The sequence below is a fragment of the Streptomyces sp. NPDC008125 genome (genome assembly GCF_042957125.1).
Classification (GTDB): Bacteria; Actinomycetota; Actinomycetes; order Streptomycetales; family Streptomycetaceae; genus Streptomyces.
Genome location: NZ_JBIBHR010000011.1, coordinates 226,865 through 244,784, shown reverse-complemented (window position 1 = coordinate 244,784; position 17,920 = coordinate 226,865). Strand labels below are relative to the sequence as shown.

Annotated in this window: 20 protein-coding genes; 11 read left to right on the top strand and 9 right to left on the bottom strand. The window is 71.8% G+C overall.

What is annotated here, in order from left to right:
* The first annotated feature begins 81 nt into the window (after positions 1 to 81).
* Positions 82 to 255, top strand: coding sequence for a hypothetical protein (locus tag ACFZAX_RS20565; RefSeq protein WP_390963249.1), 174 nt, complete (start codon positions 82 to 84; stop codon positions 253 to 255).
* Positions 256 to 663: 408 nt separating this feature from the next.
* On the opposite strand, the gene ACFZAX_RS20560 is transcribed toward ACFZAX_RS20565, so the two are convergent.
* Genes ACFZAX_RS20560 through ACFZAX_RS20550 form a run of 3 tightly spaced genes read right to left on the bottom strand, consistent with a single transcriptional unit; the run spans position 664 to position 1,588 of the window.
* Positions 664 to 957 carry a hypothetical protein gene (locus ACFZAX_RS20560; protein WP_390963248.1) on the bottom strand — a complete coding sequence of 98 codons (294 nt, stop codon included), beginning with the start codon at positions 955 to 957 and terminating at the stop codon, positions 664 to 666.
* 56 nt (positions 958 to 1,013) lie between these two features.
* On the bottom strand, positions 1,014 to 1,325 hold the full coding sequence (locus tag ACFZAX_RS20555) for a hypothetical protein (RefSeq protein WP_390963246.1): 312 nt from the start codon (positions 1,323 to 1,325) through the stop codon (positions 1,014 to 1,016).
* The gene (locus ACFZAX_RS20550) at positions 1,322 to 1,588 is read right to left on the bottom strand and encodes a hypothetical protein (protein ID WP_390963245.1); all 267 of its coding nucleotides are present in this window, start codon (positions 1,586 to 1,588) and stop codon (positions 1,322 to 1,324) included. Before ACFZAX_RS20550 ends, ACFZAX_RS20555 begins: the two co-directional genes overlap by 4 nt.
* A gap of 94 nt (positions 1,589 to 1,682) precedes the next feature.
* Between ACFZAX_RS20550 and ACFZAX_RS20545 the strand changes: the two genes are divergently transcribed.
* From ACFZAX_RS20545 to ACFZAX_RS20535, 3 genes are all read left to right on the top strand, one after another.
* Positions 1,683 to 2,513, top strand: coding sequence for a Scr1 family TA system antitoxin-like transcriptional regulator (locus tag ACFZAX_RS20545; protein WP_390963244.1), 831 nt, complete (start codon positions 1,683 to 1,685; stop codon positions 2,511 to 2,513).
* Positions 2,510 to 2,707, top strand: a complete 198-nt coding sequence (locus tag ACFZAX_RS20540) for a DUF397 domain-containing protein (protein ID WP_390963243.1) — start codon at positions 2,510 to 2,512, stop codon at positions 2,705 to 2,707. Before ACFZAX_RS20545 ends, ACFZAX_RS20540 begins: the two co-directional genes overlap by 4 nt.
* 203 nt (positions 2,708 to 2,910) lie before the next feature.
* Positions 2,911 to 3,120, top strand: coding sequence for a DUF397 domain-containing protein (locus tag ACFZAX_RS20535; RefSeq protein WP_390963242.1), 210 nt, complete (start codon positions 2,911 to 2,913; stop codon positions 3,118 to 3,120).
* 223 nt (positions 3,121 to 3,343) lie between these two features.
* On the opposite strand, the gene ACFZAX_RS20530 is transcribed toward ACFZAX_RS20535, so the two are convergent.
* From ACFZAX_RS20530 to cutA, 4 genes are all read right to left on the bottom strand, one after another.
* Positions 3,344 to 5,170 carry a subtype B tannase gene (locus ACFZAX_RS20530; RefSeq protein WP_390963240.1) on the bottom strand — a complete coding sequence of 609 codons (1,827 nt, stop codon included), beginning with the start codon at positions 5,168 to 5,170 and terminating at the stop codon, positions 3,344 to 3,346.
* 326 nt (positions 5,171 to 5,496) lie between these two features.
* Positions 5,497 to 5,952 (bottom strand): NUDIX domain-containing protein, encoded by a 456-nt coding sequence (locus ACFZAX_RS20525; RefSeq protein ID WP_390963239.1) that lies wholly within the window; start codon positions 5,950 to 5,952, stop codon positions 5,497 to 5,499.
* 136 nt (positions 5,953 to 6,088) lie between these two features.
* Positions 6,089 to 6,505 carry a gamma-glutamylcyclotransferase gene (locus ACFZAX_RS20520; protein WP_390963319.1) on the bottom strand — a complete coding sequence of 139 codons (417 nt, stop codon included), beginning with the start codon at positions 6,503 to 6,505 and terminating at the stop codon, positions 6,089 to 6,091.
* 74 nt (positions 6,506 to 6,579) lie between these two features.
* Complete coding sequence (cutA, locus tag ACFZAX_RS20515) at positions 6,580 to 6,924, bottom strand: divalent cation tolerance protein CutA (RefSeq protein ID WP_390963238.1); 345 nt, start codon at positions 6,922 to 6,924, stop codon at positions 6,580 to 6,582.
* 1,774 nt (positions 6,925 to 8,698) lie between these two features.
* On the opposite strand from cutA, the gene ACFZAX_RS20510 reads away from it, so the two are divergent.
* The 3 genes from ACFZAX_RS20510 to ACFZAX_RS20500 all read left to right on the top strand — a co-directional run bounded on the left by ACFZAX_RS20510 (position 8,699) and on the right by ACFZAX_RS20500 (position 11,374).
* The gene (locus ACFZAX_RS20510) at positions 8,699 to 9,508 is read left to right on the top strand and encodes an aminotransferase class IV (RefSeq protein WP_390963237.1); all 810 of its coding nucleotides are present in this window, start codon (positions 8,699 to 8,701) and stop codon (positions 9,506 to 9,508) included.
* Positions 9,509 to 9,980: 472 nt separating this feature from the next.
* Positions 9,981 to 10,583 carry a hypothetical protein gene (locus tag ACFZAX_RS20505; protein ID WP_390963236.1) on the top strand — a complete coding sequence of 201 codons (603 nt, stop codon included), beginning with the start codon at positions 9,981 to 9,983 and terminating at the stop codon, positions 10,581 to 10,583.
* Positions 10,584 to 10,732: 149 nt separating this feature from the next.
* Positions 10,733 to 11,374 carry a class F sortase gene (locus ACFZAX_RS20500; RefSeq protein ID WP_390963234.1) on the top strand — a complete coding sequence of 214 codons (642 nt, stop codon included), beginning with the start codon at positions 10,733 to 10,735 and terminating at the stop codon, positions 11,372 to 11,374.
* A 73-nt stretch (positions 11,375 to 11,447) separates the two neighbouring features.
* On the opposite strand, the gene ACFZAX_RS20495 is transcribed toward ACFZAX_RS20500, so the two are convergent.
* Entirely contained in the window at positions 11,448 to 12,242 is a 795-nt protein-coding gene (locus ACFZAX_RS20495) for a TSUP family transporter (RefSeq protein ID WP_390963232.1), read from the bottom strand.
* Between the two features lie 300 nt (positions 12,243 to 12,542).
* On the opposite strand from ACFZAX_RS20495, the gene nirB reads away from it, so the two are divergent.
* The 3 genes from nirB (at position 12,543) to ACFZAX_RS20480 (ending at position 16,581) form a co-directional block, all read left to right on the top strand.
* Positions 12,543 to 15,164: a nitrite reductase large subunit NirB gene (nirB, locus tag ACFZAX_RS20490; protein WP_390963231.1), complete on the top strand. Its 2,622-nt coding sequence runs from the start codon at positions 12,543 to 12,545 to the stop codon at positions 15,162 to 15,164.
* Positions 15,164 to 15,532, top strand: a complete 369-nt coding sequence (gene nirD / locus ACFZAX_RS20485; RefSeq protein ID WP_390963230.1) for a nitrite reductase small subunit NirD — start codon at positions 15,164 to 15,166, stop codon at positions 15,530 to 15,532. Before nirB ends, nirD begins: the two co-directional genes overlap by 1 nt.
* A 125-nt stretch (positions 15,533 to 15,657) precedes the next feature.
* Positions 15,658 to 16,581 carry an oxidoreductase gene (locus tag ACFZAX_RS20480; RefSeq protein WP_390963229.1) on the top strand — a complete coding sequence of 308 codons (924 nt, stop codon included), beginning with the start codon at positions 15,658 to 15,660 and terminating at the stop codon, positions 16,579 to 16,581.
* Positions 16,582 to 16,593: 12 nt separating this feature from the next.
* Here the strand turns inward: ACFZAX_RS20480 and ACFZAX_RS20475 are convergent, their stop codons facing one another.
* Complete coding sequence (locus ACFZAX_RS20475) at positions 16,594 to 17,004, bottom strand: VOC family protein (RefSeq protein ID WP_390963228.1); 411 nt, start codon at positions 17,002 to 17,004, stop codon at positions 16,594 to 16,596.
* 218 nt (positions 17,005 to 17,222) lie between these two features.
* Here ACFZAX_RS20475 and ACFZAX_RS20470 point away from each other — a divergent pair, with 218 nt between their 5' ends.
* Positions 17,223 to 17,837, top strand: coding sequence for a TetR family transcriptional regulator (locus tag ACFZAX_RS20470; RefSeq protein ID WP_390963227.1), 615 nt, complete (start codon positions 17,223 to 17,225; stop codon positions 17,835 to 17,837).
* The last annotated feature ends 83 nt before the right edge of the window (positions 17,838 to 17,920 follow it).

Genomic DNA, 17,920 nt, shown 5'->3' with positions numbered 1-17,920 from the left:
AGTCGTGTGGCGCGGAAGGAGAGAGGTTATGGTCCGGCCATGGGATCGACGGGGCAAGTTCCACGGAGCACTCGGGCCGCTGTGATCAGGACGCTGCTGCGGCGTCCGTGGCTCCTGGCCGGCTGGCTGCTGCTCGCCGTTTCGGCGGTCGGCGTTCAGAAGGTCGTTCCCCAGCCGTGGTCCGCCTGCGCCTATCCCGTCGCTCTGTTCGTCGCACTGGCGCTCGCCTCCTCGGCATCCCCGCGAAGGCCTTGAGAGGCGGCTCTGGGCGAGTCGGAGCCCGATCACTACCGCGGTGACCGTCCCGTGGAAGACGTGGGCCCGCTCTGTCGTAACGGGGCCAAGGGCTGCCCGTAAGCGATCATCACCCCGTCGCGGCCAGCGCCCCGCCCGGGGGCGACCGAGCCCTGATGACAGGAAGATCGCCCCCACGATCCTGAGGGGCCGTGCCCGACCGACCCTGTGCCGCCGTGCTCGCGCCGGCAGGACGGACCGGACTTCAGACGGCGGAAGTGAGAGAACTCGGCTCTCTGCGTGGGTCTTCCACGCGTCTGCGCGGTCAGCTGGGCCAGCACCCCGGCTCCGTACGTGATCCGGACTTCGAGCCGGTCAAGGCGATCCTCCGCGTGCATCGCGTGACCCCGTGATCCGCCGGAAAGCCACCTACACCTCCCAGGAGTGGCCCGAGGGGTGGTCGGTGAACAGGTCGCACGGGCCGCGCTGTTCGTCGTAGTGGGTGCATCGGAGCAGCACCACCCGGTACATCCGGCCGCCGGCGGTCCAGCGCACCCACACGGCGCCGCCGAGCCGGTCGTCGTCCCACAGGAGGTACGCGTGCTCGTCGAGGTGCTGTTCCCCGAGTACGCACCGAATGGGCCGTGGTTCAGCCGGGGTTCCGCCTCTGCGGGCTGCGCGCTGCGAGGCGGGGAGCAGGGCGACGGCGGTGCACTGCGACATGGGGCGCTTCCTCCGGGGGAAGCGCACGGAAGCGCTTCCCCTTCGTTCGTCGTTCCTCAGTTGGTGGATGCGGGACGGGCCTCGGCGGAGGCGGTACGGGCCGCCTCCACCGGCTCTTGGGCCGAGGCGGTACAGGCTGCGCCCGCCGGGTGTTCGGCCGCCTGGTGGCGCCTGCGCAGAACCCGGCAGTCGGTGGCGAGGCTCAGATCGCCCACCCGCTCGGCGTCCTCCTCGGCCCAGTCGAACTCCAGGCAGACGGAGCAGTCGGCCGCGTCAGGTCCGGGTGTGTGCCCGGCCTCGGCGGGTTCAGCGGGTTCAGGCGCGCACCCCGCCCCGGCGGGGGCGGTGACGCAGGGCTCACCATTCACAGCACCTCACCCCGACTCCGGGCATTGCAGCGCGCGTTGTCCGCCCGCAGCCGCTCCATGGGGTTCGCCGGCCGCACGTGTTCGGGTGCGGCCTCCCACTCGATTCCGCCGCCGACAGGCCGTATGGCCCAGTACGGGCCCGCGACTCCTCGGAACTCCCCGACACGGTCCTCATGACTGGTGTCCACCATGAGTGCGCCGGGGGTCGGAAGCGGTCCGCTGGGTCCCTGTTCCGCCGAAGTACCGGCGTCGGGTACGGACATGGGCAACTCCTCTCTGTAGTGATTCCGTCACCGTGGGCGCCCAGAGTCGCCTACACTCAGGTCTTGTTCAAGTTTTCTCCGGTGGAGGAAAAGCATGGTCAACATCCGTGATCTCGATCCGGACGAGTCCGCCAGCGCGTCATTCGGCGCGGAACTCCGCAGCACTCGCGAAGCCCAGGGACTGAAGCAGACAGAATTCGCCTTGCTCGCGGCATATTCCAACTCCCATATCTCGGCCGTCGAAACTGGTCGAAAATTGCCGACTTTGCGTTTCGCTCGCGCCGTGGACAAGGCCCTCCGCACAGGGACGAAGTTCGAACGGCTCTGCCGTGAAGTGCGGCATCAGACGATGCTGGAAGGGTTTCCCGAGTACGTGAGGTACGAGGGACACGCACGGGAGATCCGGCTGTTCGAGAGCGGGATCATCCCCGGCCTGCTTCAGACCCGCGCGTACGCCCGGGCTCTGGCCCAAGCAGCGGTCGACCGTGGCGTGATCACCCAGGAACAGGCTGCCGAGCGGGTGGACTTCCTCGCGGAGCGACAGGCGGCCATCGAACGGACTCCGCCGCCGGTCGTGCAAGTGGTGTTGGACGAGAGCTGCCTCCGCCGGGAGGTCGGCGGCCGCGAGGTCATGCTGGAGCAGTTCCAGCGGCTCATCGAGTTCGCTCGGCTGCCCCACACCACCTTGCAGGTGGTGCCGTACAGCGTCGGAGCCCGCCGCGCTTTCGACCTGCCCGTCCACCTGCTCACGCTCCCGGATCGCAGCATGATCGGCTATGCCGAGTCCCAGTTCCAGGGCCACTTGGACCGTGAAAGCCAGTTCGTGGACAGCGTGCTCGCGGCCTACTATCAGCTCCAGAACGAAGCGCTGTCACAGGCCGCCTCCGTGGCCATGATCGAGCAGGTACGAAAGGGAACCCCGTGACCGAGACCCCCGAGTTCCACAAGTCCTCCTACAGCAACAACGGTGGCGCTTGCGTCGAGATCGCCACCAACCTGGCGTCCACCCACGGCATCGTCCCCGTGCGCGACAGCAAGGACCTCAGCCGCCCCGCGCTGGACCTCGCCGCAGGCTCTTTCATGTCGTTTCTGTCAGCAGTCAAGTCGAGCGAGCTGTAAGCCGCCTGACGGCCCACCACGTACGGAACGGCATGCGGCCCTCTCGCGCTTGGCGTGAGAGGGCCGCATGCCGTTCCGTACCGCCGAGCCCCCTCCGGCCGGAGACCGGACAGTGGATTCACGCAACTCGGAGCGGGGAAGGTTAAGCGCTGCCGGGACCGCACCCGCAGCCCTGCGTTGGCACAGTTGCGAGAGGAATCGCCGTGACTACCGAATCCCTCCACTGGTTCAAGTCCTCCTACAGCTCCGACGGTGGCCAGTGCGTGGAGGTCGCCACCAACCTCGCCGCCACGCACGGCGCGGTCCCCGTACGCGACTCCAAGGACACCAGCGGCCCCGTCCTGGGCCTCTCCGCCGCCTCGTTCAGCGCGTTCGTGGCCGGCGTCAAGGCCGGAGAGTTCAGCGCCATCTGACCAGTCGGTCGACCCACTGCAGACGTAGCCCCCATCGCGCAGAGCACGATGGGGGCTACTGCTGTGGAGAGGTGACCCGCAGGTGTTCCGTGGCAGGCGGGCGGCAGGCGGGCGTCAGAGGAAGATCAGCGGAACGCGCTTCTCGATGCAGAGCCGCAGGACGCCCTCGACGGGCGGAGCACACGGGCTTTGACCACACGGGGCCCGCGGCCGGCACGGGCCCTCAGCGGTGGCCGGCCCCCAGCGGGTTTCCGGCCTTGCGGACGACCTTGGCGATCCAGGCCATGGCCTCGGGTACGTCGTAGTTGCCGGCGTGCGGCTGGTTCCAGGCGAGCCGGTAGTCGACGTCCTTGACCTGTTGGTCCGCTTCGAGCGCCCGGTCGAGGTTGAGCGAGACGATGAACGAGGTGTCCCGGTCGCGGGTACCGGCGCGGACGTACCAGTTGGCGGCGGTGTCGGCGCCGGTGCCGATGAAGTCCATCGGGTCGATGAGGTGGATCTGGTCGTCCACGGTGGTGGTGCGCTCGGCGGTGTACTGGTCCCAGGTGAGGCCGGTGTCGTCGATGCCGCTGCCGTCGCCGGGGACGTCGTTGTGGTCCCAGCTGTACTCGGTGTAGTTCATGTACTTCTGGTCCACCGGGCCGAAGAGGTTGGTCTCGGTGCCGCTGGTGGTGTTCCCGTTGACGCCCACGGCGTCGAAGGCGGGGGTGGTCTTCAGGGTGGCCTGGGCGACGACGAACGCGAGGTACTTCTTCATGTCGACCGAGCGCACCGTGCGGGTAGCGGCATCGACGTCGATCCAGTCGTTGACGTACGACGTGGTGGTCGGCGTCCCGCCGGGGAATCCGCCACCGGACTGGAGGTCGAAGGTGGCGCCGAGGGCGGGGATCGTGTTCGCGGGGTCGGCCTTCAGGTAGGTCTCGGCGGAGCGGACGACCTCTTTCCTGATGGTGTCGATCATGTTCGCGGCGGTGAGCTTCGAGCCGTCCGGGTTGCGGAGGCCGAGGCTCTTCTCGTACGCGGGGAACTGGGCGGCGATCGCGGCGGCGTCCTCGGGGGACGGGTTCTGGCCGGTGTCGGCGCGGGTGTCGAGGATGTTGTACAGCCACTCGTACGCCTTGTCGGCGTTGCCGAGGTCGGTGATCGGGCAGTACGCGTTGACGGCGAAGACGTCGTCGCGCAGGGTGCTGCGTCCCTTCGCGTCGATGCCGGCGGCACCGATCCGGGCGAGGTAGGGGTCGTACTCGGCGCTGTTGCCGGAGGCGCCGAGGATCGACACCAACGCGCCGCCACCGCTGGTGCCGTTGATGACGATGCGTTCGGCGCTGCCGGGCATGGCGGCGTCGTTGAGGCGCAGGTAGCGTACGGCGGCCTTGGCGTCGACCACCGCGGCGGGCGCCTTGCCGGGGTTCGTACCGTCGGCGCCGAGCAGTCCGCGGCTGCGGTTGGCGACGTCGACGAAGACGTAACCGGCCTTCAGCGCGGCGCCGACGTTGCTCGTCGCGCTGTTGTAGGACGCGCCGCCGGTGACGCTCGTCCTGATGTAACTGGCCATCCAGCCGCTGTTGTTCACGGCGAAATAAATCGGCGCCCGCTGGTCGCCGAAGGCGCTCTCGGGGACGAACACGTTCATGGCCTGGTAGCCGCAGGCGGTGTTGGAGATCGTGCTGTTGCCGAATCCGCCGGGCTGCTGGGCCGCCGCCTCGACCGGGTGCGCGACGTAGCAGATCTCCTTGTACCAGCGGACGTTCATCGGCTGCCCGTCCACGGTGACGGTGATCGTCGTGTAGGCGGCGGAGTCGAACGCCAGGGCGGCGTCCTCCGGGTCGACGGCGTGCGCCCCCTGCGGGGCCGACGCCTGGGCCTTGGCCTGGGGCGAACCGCCGGTCGCCGCGAAGGAGGACGGCACCGCGAGGGCCGTGAGGGCGAGCGAGCCCGCGACCGCCACGCCTCTCAGCAGGTGCCTGCGGGGCGCGGCGCTCCGCATCTCCTTGACGGCGTGGGGGTGTTCGGGTGCGTCGTGCCCGAAGGGCGTCGAGAGCCGCTGCATGGGGTCTCCCCTCGTGGAGCACCACGTGATTGCCGCACGGGGTGCTTCGTCGGAACCTGGGCCTCGTGGCCGAGGCGCGACGCACGCTACGGGATTGTTAACAATATTCCCAGCGATCTGGCGAACATGTGTGTTGGCTGTCAATCGACGGGCATGCGGGGTCCGGGAGTGGGGCCGGGCCGACGGTCGCGCCGGAGTGCGGGGGCGTCGCCGGGGCGCGGCCGGGCCGCCCCTGCCCTCGGCCGTGCCGGGCTCCACTACCTTCGCCGGGCATATCCACAGCGCCCCCGAGGCCGCCCGGGGCAAGCCCGCGCCGGACCGTCCGGTCAGGGCGTTCCGCCGCCCCGGATGAGCTCACGGTGGGATTCCTGCATGGCGGCGGGGAGCGCGTCCACGTCGAACCAGCCCGCCTCCAGGATCTCGAAGTCGTCGATCTTCAGGGTTCCGCCGACCAGCCGCGCCTCGTAGGCGACTTCGAGGCGGAGCCGGTAGCCGCTCTTCAGCCGCACCAGCCGGCCCGGCTCCACGTCGAGTCCGGTCTCCTCCTTCACCTCGCGGACGACGGTGTGGGAGAACTCCTCGCCTTTGGCGGCGAACCCGGTCGGCAGCCCCCAGGGATGGTGCGCGGACCACAACCGGTGCTTCAGCAGCAGGACTTGACCGGCGTCGTTCCGGACGACGCCGGTGACCCCCACGTTGAACTTGGCGTGGGCGAGCCAGAGGACCCGCCACTGGAGGGGGCCGCGTATGAGCCGCCAGAGCTGGGCGACGAGTCGGTGCATGGGAAACCTTTCACGGCGGGTCATGGGTGGTGCTGCCTCCCCCAACAGTCCCCCATGGTGACCCCGAGGCCTGCGCGGCCCTGGGCCCTGTCCGGCCATGCGCGCCGCCCGCCCGGCCGGAATGGCCGGACACGGCCTAACGCCGGGGAGGGCGGTGGCCGAGCCAGTCACCGCCCGGGATGCGCGGGCCGCTCGCGTGCAGGGTGCGGGAGACGGCGGCTGCCGCGAGGTAGATCCAGGCGCGTACGGTCCCGGAGCCGGGCAGTTCGACGTTCCGGGCGACCCGTTCGTAGAGGTTACGGGGATCGCCGGGCCCCAGGTAGGTCTCCAACCGGTCCAGGGCGACGAGCAGTCGGGCGTACTCCTGGGGCGCCGCGGTGATCAGCGCGCCCAGGACCGTACCGTCCCCGTCGGTGGCGAACGGGTACCCGGGGCCGTCGTAGAGCGCCCCGCCGTGCAGCCGCGCCGGCTGCTCCCGGACGTCGAGGCCCCGGACGTAACGGTCGTGGTTGTGCTCGCCGGGCCTCAGGGTGCCGTAGACGAAGAAGGGCAGCGGCCCCTCTCCGCCGACCGCGCCGGCTGCGGATACGGGGACGGGTGCGGGTGCGGGCGGCTGGTCGGTGGCCGTCACAGCCCCACCGCCGAGGAGGTCTGGTCGGTCACCCAGGCGAGGTAGCGGGCGCTGCCCCGGACGATGGGGGTGGCGATGATCTCGGGGGTGTCGTAGTCGTGTGCGGCGCGCAGGTGTTCCTCCAGTTCGTCGTAGCGCTCGGCCCTCGTCTTGAAGAGCACCTGCCACTCCTCGGCGGTCTCCACGGCGTTCTGCCAGTGGTAGACGGAGGTGACGGGTGCGGAGACCTGTGCGCACGCGGCGAGCCGGGCCTCCACCGCGCCCCGGGCCAGGGCCCGTGCCTTCTCCTCGCTGTCGGTCGTGGTCTGCACGGTCAGCCATGCGGCGGGCGGCGTCGCCATGGTCGCTCTCCTCGGGGCGCGGGGCCCGGGGCGCGGCTGCCCCGGGGTCCGGTTCCGATTGTCGGTCGGTACGACTCCGACCGCCGCCCGTTCGCTCGACGGAGCAGCGGAGGAGTGGCCAGAACGCACTCCCGACGGCACCCTCCCCCTGCGGCGGACTCGGCATCACTCGCCGCATTTTCGTTTCCGCAGACGCGCGCTTCAGACCTTTTCTCGCCATGATCGCTTCGACCGTCTCCCACTTCCGCCATATTTCCCGGAAAAGGAATTCAACTCCCCCCACTCCCCCGGCATCTAAATAATACTTTTACGCCACTCTTTGGCGTGGTTACTCAAATGCGGGACCAGGGAATATTCACCACGAGCACGGATAGCGAAGAGCCACTCCCCATGGTTCGACTTCCGACGTTCGCCGAAAAGGTGAATGACGACTCGTTCTCCGTTCCCGTCAGCCGTCCCGCCCGAGGGCGGGACGGCGCCCACCGGACGCACCGCGCACGTGGTGCGAAGAGCGCCAGGAGGCGGCATGGCCGCGACGCCCTCGTCCACCCCCACCCCCATAGACACACCGTCACCCGCGCAGAGCGCACCGGACGCCCCCGAGGCCCCGGCCGCGGAGAACCCCGTGCCGACATGCGACCCGCCTCCGTTCGGAGGGGAGCCAGGACCGCCGGGGCCCCAGGGCCCACCCGGACCGCAGGGCCCGAGCGGCCGTACGGGCTGCCCCGGCCCGGCGGGTCCGACCGGCCCGACGGGGCCGACGGGGCCCGCCGGCCCCGCGGGGGCGCCCGGACCGGAGGGCCCGGTCGGCGCGCAGGGACTGCGCGGCATCGAAGGGCCGGCAGGTCCTGAAGGCGTGAGCGGCCCGGCAGGCCCCGAGGGGGCCGTCGGCGCGACGGGCGCCGAAGGCCAGCCGGGCCGGGACGGCAGGGACGGAAAGCCGGGGGCGCACGGCCTCCCCGGCGCCGACGGCAGGGAAGGCCCTGCGGGGCCCCGTGGGCCGCAGGGCTCCCGGGGAGACCCGGGTCCGGAGGGCCAGGTGGGCCCCCGGGGTCCCCGTGGCCCGAAGGGCGACTCCGGCGACCCGCCCAGCCCCGAGTACGTGCGACAGCTCGTCAGGGAGGCGCTCGCGGAAGTCGGTTTCTGCACGCCGTTGTAGCGCACTCCCCCGCGTGAGCAGCCCTGCGTGACCACTCCTGCGTGACCACTCCTGCGTGAGCACACCCCTGCGAGAGCACCCCCGCGCACACCCCTGCGGAGCACCCCCACGAGAGCACCCCTGCGAGAGCACCCCTGCGAGGAACCCGCCTTCACGGCGGGGCGGCCGTCCGGCGACGGACGCGGGGCCGTCGAGGGGCCTCGGGAGCCGTTGTCCCGGGGCCGCCTCGTCGGCGCGAGCCGATCGGGCCGCCGCACACCTTTCCCACACGTACACCGTTCCGACGTGTACACCATGTGCGAATGAATGCCTTTCCCCGCACACGGGAAACGGAAATCACCCGGCCGTGCGCGTCACACATCCCCTTCCGAACAGAATTCGGTTACCGGTGGAATAACCACGGCCAGAGGCAGCGGCCGGGCCCGTGCGACTTCCCCCGCACAAGATGCCACGTCCGCTCCGCCATGAGGAAACCGGCGGACAATCGGCCCGCCATTGCCACCGGCCCGGCCCTCACGGGCGCCTCCCGCACCTGAGGGCTGTCCCGCAATCCCCGGCGGGACAGCCCTCGGGGCGCGTCCGGCCGGTGCCGCACCACGAATTACCGTGGACTCCATGATCCCTGCCTCGCCCGCTCCGTACGTCGAGTTCGACGGTCGCCCCGCCACCCCGGACGATCTGCGGATCCCCGCCTTCTCCGGGTACGGCCACTTCACGGCCTTCCAGGTCAGGGCTGGTCGCGTACGGGGCTGGGACCTCCACCTCAACCGGCTGCGCGCCGCGAACCAGGAGCTGTTCGGCCTGGACCTGGAGGCGGACCAACTGCGGGAGCTGGTCCGCAGGGCCCTGTCGGGAGCGGGCGCGCGGGACGCATCGGTGCGGGTGCACGGCTTCCTGCCGCCGGGTGCCACGCGGACGGTGGTGATGGTGACGGTGGCACCGCCCGCCACCCCGCCCGGGAAGCCGCTGAGCCTCCTCTCGGTGGCGTACGCCCGCGAACTGCCGCACCTCAAGCGGCCCGGTGACTTCAGCCAGACCTACTACGGCAGGCTGGCGGTGCGTTCGGGGTACGACCAGGCGCTGCTGACCGCGCCCGGCGGAGTGGTCACCGAAGGGTCGATCACCAACATCGGTTTCTGGGACGGCGATCGCGTGGTCTGGCCGGACGCCCCCGCGCTGATCGGGATCACCATGGCACTGCTGGAGGAAGGGCTCGCCCTCGCCGGGTCCCCCTCGGTCCGGCGACCGGTGGCCCTGGACGGCCTCGGCGACTTCCGGGCCGCGTTCGTGACCAACTCCCAGGGCATCGTGCCCGTCCACCGCGTCGACGACCGGTCCTACCCCGTGGACGCGGAGCTGATGGAGCTGCTGGAGCGGGTGTACGGGGACGCCCCGGCCGAGCCGGTCTCGACCAAGGGGGCGTAAAACCCGGAGCGCGGCGACGGGAACCCCTGAGCACCGCGACGAGCCTGCGTGACGCCCGCCCGGGCCCGGACGCGACAACGCCCCCACCGGGCCCGGGGGGGGGGGTGGGGCCGGTGAGGGCGGTTGCCAGGGGGTGGCGGGGGGGGTGCCACCCCGTGGGGGGGATATTCAGCGTGTGCCCGGCCCCCGCACGAGCATGCATGTGACGTGCGTCACACCCGAGTGCGGATGGTCACCCGTTCGGCACCGGGGCGCGCCACACCGCCCGGAGGGCGGGGAGTCACTGCCGTGACCTGCGTCGATCACAGGTGGCAAGGGTGCCGCGCCGGTCCGTACGGGTGAGTTCTGAAGGCGCGTCAGCAGGCATGGGGACCAGTGCGCCCGTTACCTCGGAGGCAGGACCCGTCACGTTCCGGCCCGTCCGGTCCGGGCGTGCCCCGCTCTGCTCGCGCCCGTCTCCGGAGGACCTCCCATGCTCCGTCCACTCCGCTCCACGCCCCGTACCGCCGTCACGCTCGCCGCGGCCGCGACGTTCGGCCTCACCCTGCTCGCCCCGGCCGCCGTCGCGGGCGACGCCGACCGGGACCGGGGCCGGCTGGAACTCACCCCGGCCACCGCCGTCCCGGGCGCCAAGGTCACCGTGAAGACCACTGCCTGCGGCAAGGGCGGCTCCGGCGTCGGTGACGCGAACTCCCTGGACGCGGGGGACTTCGACCTCTACCCCGGCGACGGCAAGGACACTGCGGTCGGGCACTTCACCGTGCCGCGCGACACCCGTCCCGGCACCTACGGCATCTCCGTGGCCTGCGACAACGGCAAGGACGCCAAGGGCGAGCTGCAGGTGACCGGTGGCAGCGGCTCCGGGGACCACGAGCAGGGCCAGGACCAGGGGCAAGGCCAGGGCCAGGGCCAGGGCGAGGACGGCCGGCAGCCGTGGGGGCACGTCCAGACCGGTGTGGGCGGCAGTGTCGGACCGGACAGCACCCGGATCGCGGCGGGCTTCGGCGTACTCGGCGCGGCGGGAGCGGGCGCGGTGTGGATGGTGCGCCGGCGACGGGCGGCGGACTCCCGCTGACCTCCCGCCGACCTCACGCAAGGCCCCTCTCCCGGCCGTCGGACCGGCGGGGAAGGGGCCTTGCGGGCCCCTCCCCCGACTCCGTACCCCCTGCACCGCCGCGGGAGCCCGCCCGACCCGGCTCCCGCGAGAACTCCGAGGACGGCACCGTGTCCCAGACGGCACACAAGGGCAGGACCTGGCTGATCGGCGTCGCCGTGCTGGCCGGGGTCTGGCTGATCCAGAACGGTGCGGACACCCAGGTGGTGCCGCCGCAGCCGTCCGCGGCGGAGGCGTTCGCCGCCGGGCCGCAGCTCCAGCCGGGGTCGCCCGTGGCCGAGCCGCTGGCCCCGTCCACCCCGGTCCGGGTGCGCATCCCCGAGATCGACGTGGACGCCCCGCTGTCCCGGCTCGGGCTGCGCCCGGACGGCAGCCTGGACGTGCCGCCGGAGGAGGACCGCAACCTCGCGGGCTGGTACGGCGACGGCACCCGGCCGGGCGCCCGGGGCACCGCGCTCATCGCCGGGCACGTGGACAACGCGAAGGGCCCGGCGGTCTTCTACGGTCTGGGTTCGCTGGGGCGCGGCGACCGGGTGGAGGTCGTACGCGAGGACGCGCGCACCGCCGTCTTCTCGATCGACGCGATCGAGGTGTACGAGAACGACGACTTCCCCAGTACCCGTGTCTACGGGAAGGCGCCCTATGCCGCGCTCCGGCTGATCACCTGTGGCGGCGGCTTCTCGAAGGACACCGGATACCAGGGCAACGTGGTGGTCTACGCCCACCTGACGGACGTCCGGGAAGCGGCCTGAGCGCCATCGGCCCCGGGCCGGACCGTCCGCCGGGGACTCGGCCCGAGAACGGGCCGGACCGTCCGCCGGGGACTCAGCCCGAGAACTGGTCGAAGCCCAGCTTGGCGACGAGCGAGAACACCACGACCAGCAGCACGCCCCGGACGAACCCGGTGCCCCGGCTGAGCGCCATCCGCGCCCCGGCCAGCCCGCCCGCCAGGTTGAACACCGCCATCAGCGCGGCGAGCTGCCAGAGCACGGTGCCCTGCACGGCGAACATCACCAGCGCCCCGGCGTTGGTGCAGACGTTCACGATCTTGGCGGTGGCCGAGGCGGTCACCAGGTCGAGATGGAGCACGGCCGTCAGCGCCAGCACCAGAAACGTGCCGGTGCCCGGTCCGAAGAGCCCGTCGTAGAGGCCGATGCCACCGCCGACCAGCACGATCGCGGTGACCGTACGGGCCCGGGTCACCACGCGCCGGTCCGTGCCGTCACCGGCCGCCGCCGTGCCGAACGAGGGCCGCAGCAGGACGAAGGCGGCGACGGCGAGCAGCACCACCATGATCACCGGTCGGAGCACGTCGCTGCTGATCCCGGCCGCGAAGAACGCCCCGGTCATCGACCCGGCGAGCGCCATCAGCCCGATCCGTACCGCCGTGCCGACCTTCACCGGCGCCCGGCGCGCGTAGGTCACGGCCGCGCCGCTCGTCCCGACGATCGCGACGGCCTTGTTGGTGCCGAGCACCTGGGCCGCCGGGATGTGCGGCAGTCCCAGCAGCAGAGCGGGCAGGAGCAGCAGCCCGCCGCCGCCCACCACCGCGTCGATCCATCCGGCCGCGCACGCGGCTATGCAGAGCAGGACGACGGTGGTCAGCGTGATGTCAGGCATGCACAGGACATTAAGCGACGGCTCCGGACGGTCTCGCACCCGCCCCGACCTGCACGGTTCCCCGACGTGCGGCGCCGCCCCGGCGGTTGGGCGCGCCCTCACACCGGCCCCCGGCCCGTGCTGAGCGCAAGGTTCCTCCCGGGAAACAGCCGGGATGCGGTCGGGTAACACCGCCCGCCCATCGTCGGGGTCATGACGACGAGCGGCCGGTGCGGTCCGGCCGCGTCCGGCACGGGCGCCGGACGGCTCCCGCCGGTACGTCCCCGCTCCACCCGCCCACCGACGACGGAGGCCTCTGAGATGCCGGTGTCCCCTTTCCCGACTTCACCCGCCACCGCCGCTTCCACGGCTTCCGCGATCACCCCGGTCACCCCCGCGCACACCGTCGTCGTCGTCGGCCACGGCATGGTCGGCCAGCGCTTCCTGGAGGCGCTCGCGGACCGGGGGCTGACGCCGGCGGCGGGCGGCCCCCGGGTGGTCGTGCTCTGCGAGGAGCCCCGCCCCGCCTACGACCGGGTCCACCTGACCTCGTACTTCTCCGGCACCTCGCCCGAGGAGCTCTCCATGGCCGAGGCCGGGTTCATGGAGACCCACGGCATCGAGCTGTACGTCGGCGACCCCGCCGAGGCCGTCGACCGCGAGGGCCGCACGGTCACCTCACGGTCCGGGCTCACCTTCGGGTACGACACGCTGGTGCTGGCCACCGGCTCCTTCCCGTTCGTCCCGCCGGTGCCCGGCAAGGACGCGGAGGGCTGCTTCGTCTACCGCACCATCGAGGACCTGCTCGCCATCGAGGCGTACGCGAAGAACGCGAGGACCGGCGCGGTGGTCGGCGGCGGGCTGCTCGGCCTGGAGGCGGCCGGGGCGCTCAAGGGGCTCGGCCTGGAGACCCACGTGGTGGAGTTCGCGCCCCGGCTGATGCCGGTCCAGGTGGACGAGGGCGGCGGCGCGGCGCTGCTGCGCACCATCGAGTCCATGGGTCTGAGCGTCCACACGGGCGTCGGCACCCAGGAGGTCACCACCGGGGAGGACGGCGCCGTCAACGGCATGGCGCTGTCCGACGGTTCGGCGCTCGCCACCGATCTGGTGGTGTTCTCGGCGGGTGTCCGGCCCCGCGACCAGCTGGCCCGCGACTGCGGTCTGGAGGTCGGTCCGCGCGGCGGGATCGTCGTCGACGAGCAGTGCCGCACCTCCGACCCGGCGGTCTTCGCGATCGGCGAGTGCGCGCTCGCCTCGGACGGCCGGGTGTACGGGCTGGTGGCGCCGGGTTACGAGATGGCGGTGACGGTCGCCGGGGTGATCGCGGGCCAGGAGGCGTCGTTCACCGGCGCGGACCTGTCGACCAAGCTGAAGCTGCTCGGCGTGGACGTGGCGTCCTTCGGCGACGCGCACGGCACCGCCGAGGGCTGCCTCGACGTGGTGTACGCGGACTCCCGCTCGGGGGTCTACAAGAAGCTGGTGATCGGCGCGGACGGCACCCTGCTCGGCGGGGTGCTGGTCGGGGACGCCGAGCAGTACGGCACACTGCGGCCGATGACGGGCACGGTCCTGCCGGTGCCGCCGGAGCAGCTGGTGCTCCCGGCCGGTGCGGGCGGCCCGGTCGCGCTGGGGCCGTCCTCGCTGCCGGACGAGGCCGTGATCTGCTCCTGCCACAACGTGACCAAGGGCGCGATCTGCGAGCACAGCACCCTGCCGGAGGTGAAGAAGTGCACCAAGGCGGGTACGGGCTGCGGGAGTTGCGTCAAGGTCATCGGGCAGCTGCTGCCGCAGAGCGCGGACGCGGGCCTGTGCGGCTGCTTCGCGAACACCCGCAGCGAGCTGTACGAGATCGTGCGCACCCTGGGCATCACCACCTTCGCCGAGCTGCTCGACACGCACGGCCGCCAGGAGGCGCGCGGCGGTGACGGCTGCGAGGTCTGCAAGCCGACCGTCGGCTCGGTCATCGCCTCGCTCGCCCCCACGGTGGGCGCCAGCGGTTACGTCCTGGACGGCGAGCAGGCTGCGCTCCAGGACACCAACGACCACTTCCTCGCCAACCTCCAGAAGAACGGTTCCTATTCGATCGTGCCGCGCATCCCGGGCGGCGAGATCACCCCGGAGAAGCTGATCGTGATCGGCGAGGTGGCCCGCGACTTCGGGCTCTACACGAAGATCACCGGTGGGCAGCGGATCGACCTCTTCGGGGCCCGCGTCGACCAGCTCCCGCTGATCTGGACGCGGCTGGTGGACGCCGGCTTCGAGTCGGGGCACGCGTACGGGAAGTCGCTGCGGACGGTCAAGTCCTGCGTGGGGCAGACCTGGTGCCGGTACGGCGTGCAGGACTCGGTGAAGATGGCGATCGATCTGGAGCTGCGCTACCGGGGGCTGCGCTCCCCGCACAAGCTCAAGTCGGCGGTCTCCGGGTGCGCCCGCGAGTGCGCGGAGGCCCGGGGCAAGGACTTCGGGATCATCGCCACCGCCGGCGGCTGGAACCTCTACGTGGGCGGCAACGGCGGCGCCACCCCGCGCCACGCGGACCTGCTCGCCCAGGACCTCTCCGACGCCGAACTCGTGCGCCTGATCGACCGGTTCCTCATGTTCTACATCCGCACGGCGGACCGGCTGGAGCGCACCTCGACCTGGCTGGACCGGATCGAGGGCGGCCTCGACCACGTGCGGGACGTGGTGGTGCACGACTCGCTCGGACTCTGCGACGAGCTGGAGCGGATGATGGCCGATCACGTCGCGGGGTACCGCGACGAGTGGGCCGAGACCATCAACGACCCGGAGCGGCTGCGCCGGTTCGTGACCTTCGTGAACGCGCCCGACGCCCCGGACCCCTCGGTGCGGTTCGTGCCGGAGCGCGACCAGGTCAAGCCCGACCTGGACATCCTCGCGGGCCCGGTGCTCGCCATCCGTACGCTGGAAGGGACCGCATCCTGATGACTGCGACGACGACGGCCCACGCGCCCGCCCCGGACCTCACGACGGTGGTGCAACTCGCATACGAGGGAGCCTGGTTCACCCTCTGTGAGCGCTCCCTGCTGGACCCCGGACGCGGGGTGGCGGCACTGCTGCCGGACGGGCGGCAGGTGGCGGTGTTCCTGGACCGGGCGGGACGCGCGTACGCGATCGACAACCGGGACCCGTTCACGGGGGCGTACGTCCTCTCGCGCGGGCTGGTCGGCTCGGCCGGGGGGCGGCCGTTCGTCGCCTCGCCGCTGCTGAAGCAGCGCTTCGACCTGGCGACGGGGGCCTGCCTGGACGACGACGAGGTGGCGGTGGAGGCGTTCGAGCTCCGGGAGGCGTAGGTGGGGTCCGGCGGATCGCGGCCAGGGTCACGGCGTCCGGTGCCTGTCCGTCCTTGATCCGCCGGACCCCACCCGTGGGCGCCTCGTTTGTGTCGGCCCGGGCCACCGGCCGTACCCTGGGGCCCATGATCCAGGGCTGGAACACGCACGACATCCCCGACCAGAGCGGCCGCACGGCGGTGGTCACCGGGGCCAACAGCGGCCTCGGCCTCGTCACGGCACGGGAGTTGGCCCGGCGCGGCGCCCGGGTGCTGCTCGCCTGCCGTGACCGGGAGCGCGGGGAGGGTGCGGCGGACCGCATCCGGCGGGCGGTGCCCGGGGCGGACGTGGCGTTCGTCCCGCTTGACCTGGCGGACCTCGCCTCCGTACGGGAGTTCGCGGCCTCCCACGCCCCGGACCGGATCGACCTGCTCGTCAACAACGCGGGCGTGATGGCGTTGCCGTACGGGCGAACCGCCGACGGCTTCGAGACCCAGTTCGGGGTCAACCACCTCGGGCACTACGCCCTGACCGGGCTGCTGCTGCCGGCCCTGCGCGCCGCCGGGAAGGCCCGGGTGGTCACGGTGTCGAGCGGGCTGCACGCGCTGGCCGACATCGACATGGGCGACCTCAACGGCGAGCATCACTACCGGCGCTGGATCGCCTACGGCGCGTCCAAGTCCGCCAACCTGCTCTTCGTCCACGAGTTCGCGCGGCGGCTGGCGCGGTCCGGTTCGCCGATCGTGGCAGCGGCAGCCCACCCCGGTTACGCCTCCACCAACCTGACGAAGGCGGCGCCCCGTCTGGAGCAACGCCCGCTCAAGGAAAGGGTGATGGGACTCGGCAACCTGCTGTTCGCCCAGACCGCCACCGCCGGGGCGCTGCCCGTGCTGTACGCGGCGACGGCGCCGGGGGTCCGTCCCGACTCGTTCACCGGACCGGGGCGGCTGGGGGTGCGCGGCGCGCCGGCCCCGTCCTGGCGGGCGCGGCGCACCCGCGACGACGTGGCGGGCGAACGGCTCTGGTCGGCCTCCCAGCAGCTCACCGGGGTGACGTACCCGGGGCTCTGAGGCCCCGGGGCGTCAGGAGCGTTCGGCGACGGCGGCCGGGTCCATCCACATGACCTCCCAGACGTGGTGGTCGGGGTCCTGGAAGGAACGGCCGTACATCGTGCCGTAGTCCTGGGTCCCGCCCGCCGGGAAGCCTCCGGCGGCCAGCGCCGTGTCGACGGTCTCGTCCACCTCGGCGCGGCTCTCCGCGCTCAGACAGAGGATGACCTCGGTCGACTTCTCCGCGTCGGCGATCTCCTTGGTGGTGAAGTCCTTGAAGCGCGGCTCGGTGAGCAGCATGGCGTAGATCGCGTCGCTGATGACGACGCAGGCGGCGTGCTCGTCGGTGAAGCCGGGGTTGCAGTGGTAGCCGAGCTTCTCGAAGAAGGCCTTGCTGACGTCCAGGTCCTTCACCGGAAGGTTCACGAAGATCATCTTTTCCATGGTGGTCCCACTCCTCCGTCGCGACGCCGCCGTGATTCGGCGGCGGTCCGTCCAGCGCCTCGGAGCCTGTCCGATGCCCCGGCCATCCTGGCTCCGCTTCCGTGCGCTTTCGAAGAGGTAGACGGTCCACGCGCCGGGAACTCATCGGCCGGAGCAGAGGATCACCTCGAAAAGAATGAACTTTGCAGACCGTGCACTTTTGCATAGCATGCACCTTCGTGACCTCCTCTCCCCCGCCGCCGCCCGGACTGCGCGAGCGCAAGAAGCGCGCGACCCGCGAGGCGCTGGCCGACACGGCCCTGCGCATGGCGGCCGAGCACGGCCTGGACCAGGTGACGGTGGAGGCGGTCACCGCGGCGGTGGGGGTCTCGGTGCGGACCTTCTTCAACTACTTCGCCCACCTCGACGACGCGATCCTCGTCCCGGACCCGGACAGCGCCGTACGGACCCGGGACGCGGTGCTCTCCGCACCGGCCGCCCTCGGCCCGCTCGCCGTGCTCCGCCGGGTCCTCGGGGAGGAACTGGCCCACATCGAGGAGGCGCCGGAGCGCTGGGAGCTCCAGTGCACCGTGCTGGACCGCACCCCGGCGCTCTTCCCCCGCTTCCTCGCGGCGCGCGGCGCCGACGAGGAGGCGCTGATCGCGGCGGTGGCCGAACGCCTCGGCCAGGACGCCAGGTCCGACCTGCGCCCCCGGCTGCTGGTGCACGCCACCATCGCCACCGTCCGGGCCGCCGTGGAGATCTGGACCGCCACCGGCCGCTCCCGCTCCTTCCTGACCCTCTACGACGAGGCGTTCGACGAACTCGCGTCCGGACTCGGCGACCAGAGGTAGGCCGTGTCCGACGGTTCCCGCCGAGCCGTCACGCACCCCCGGCGGTCCGCCCCCGGGCCGACCCGTTCTTCCGACCCGCCGCT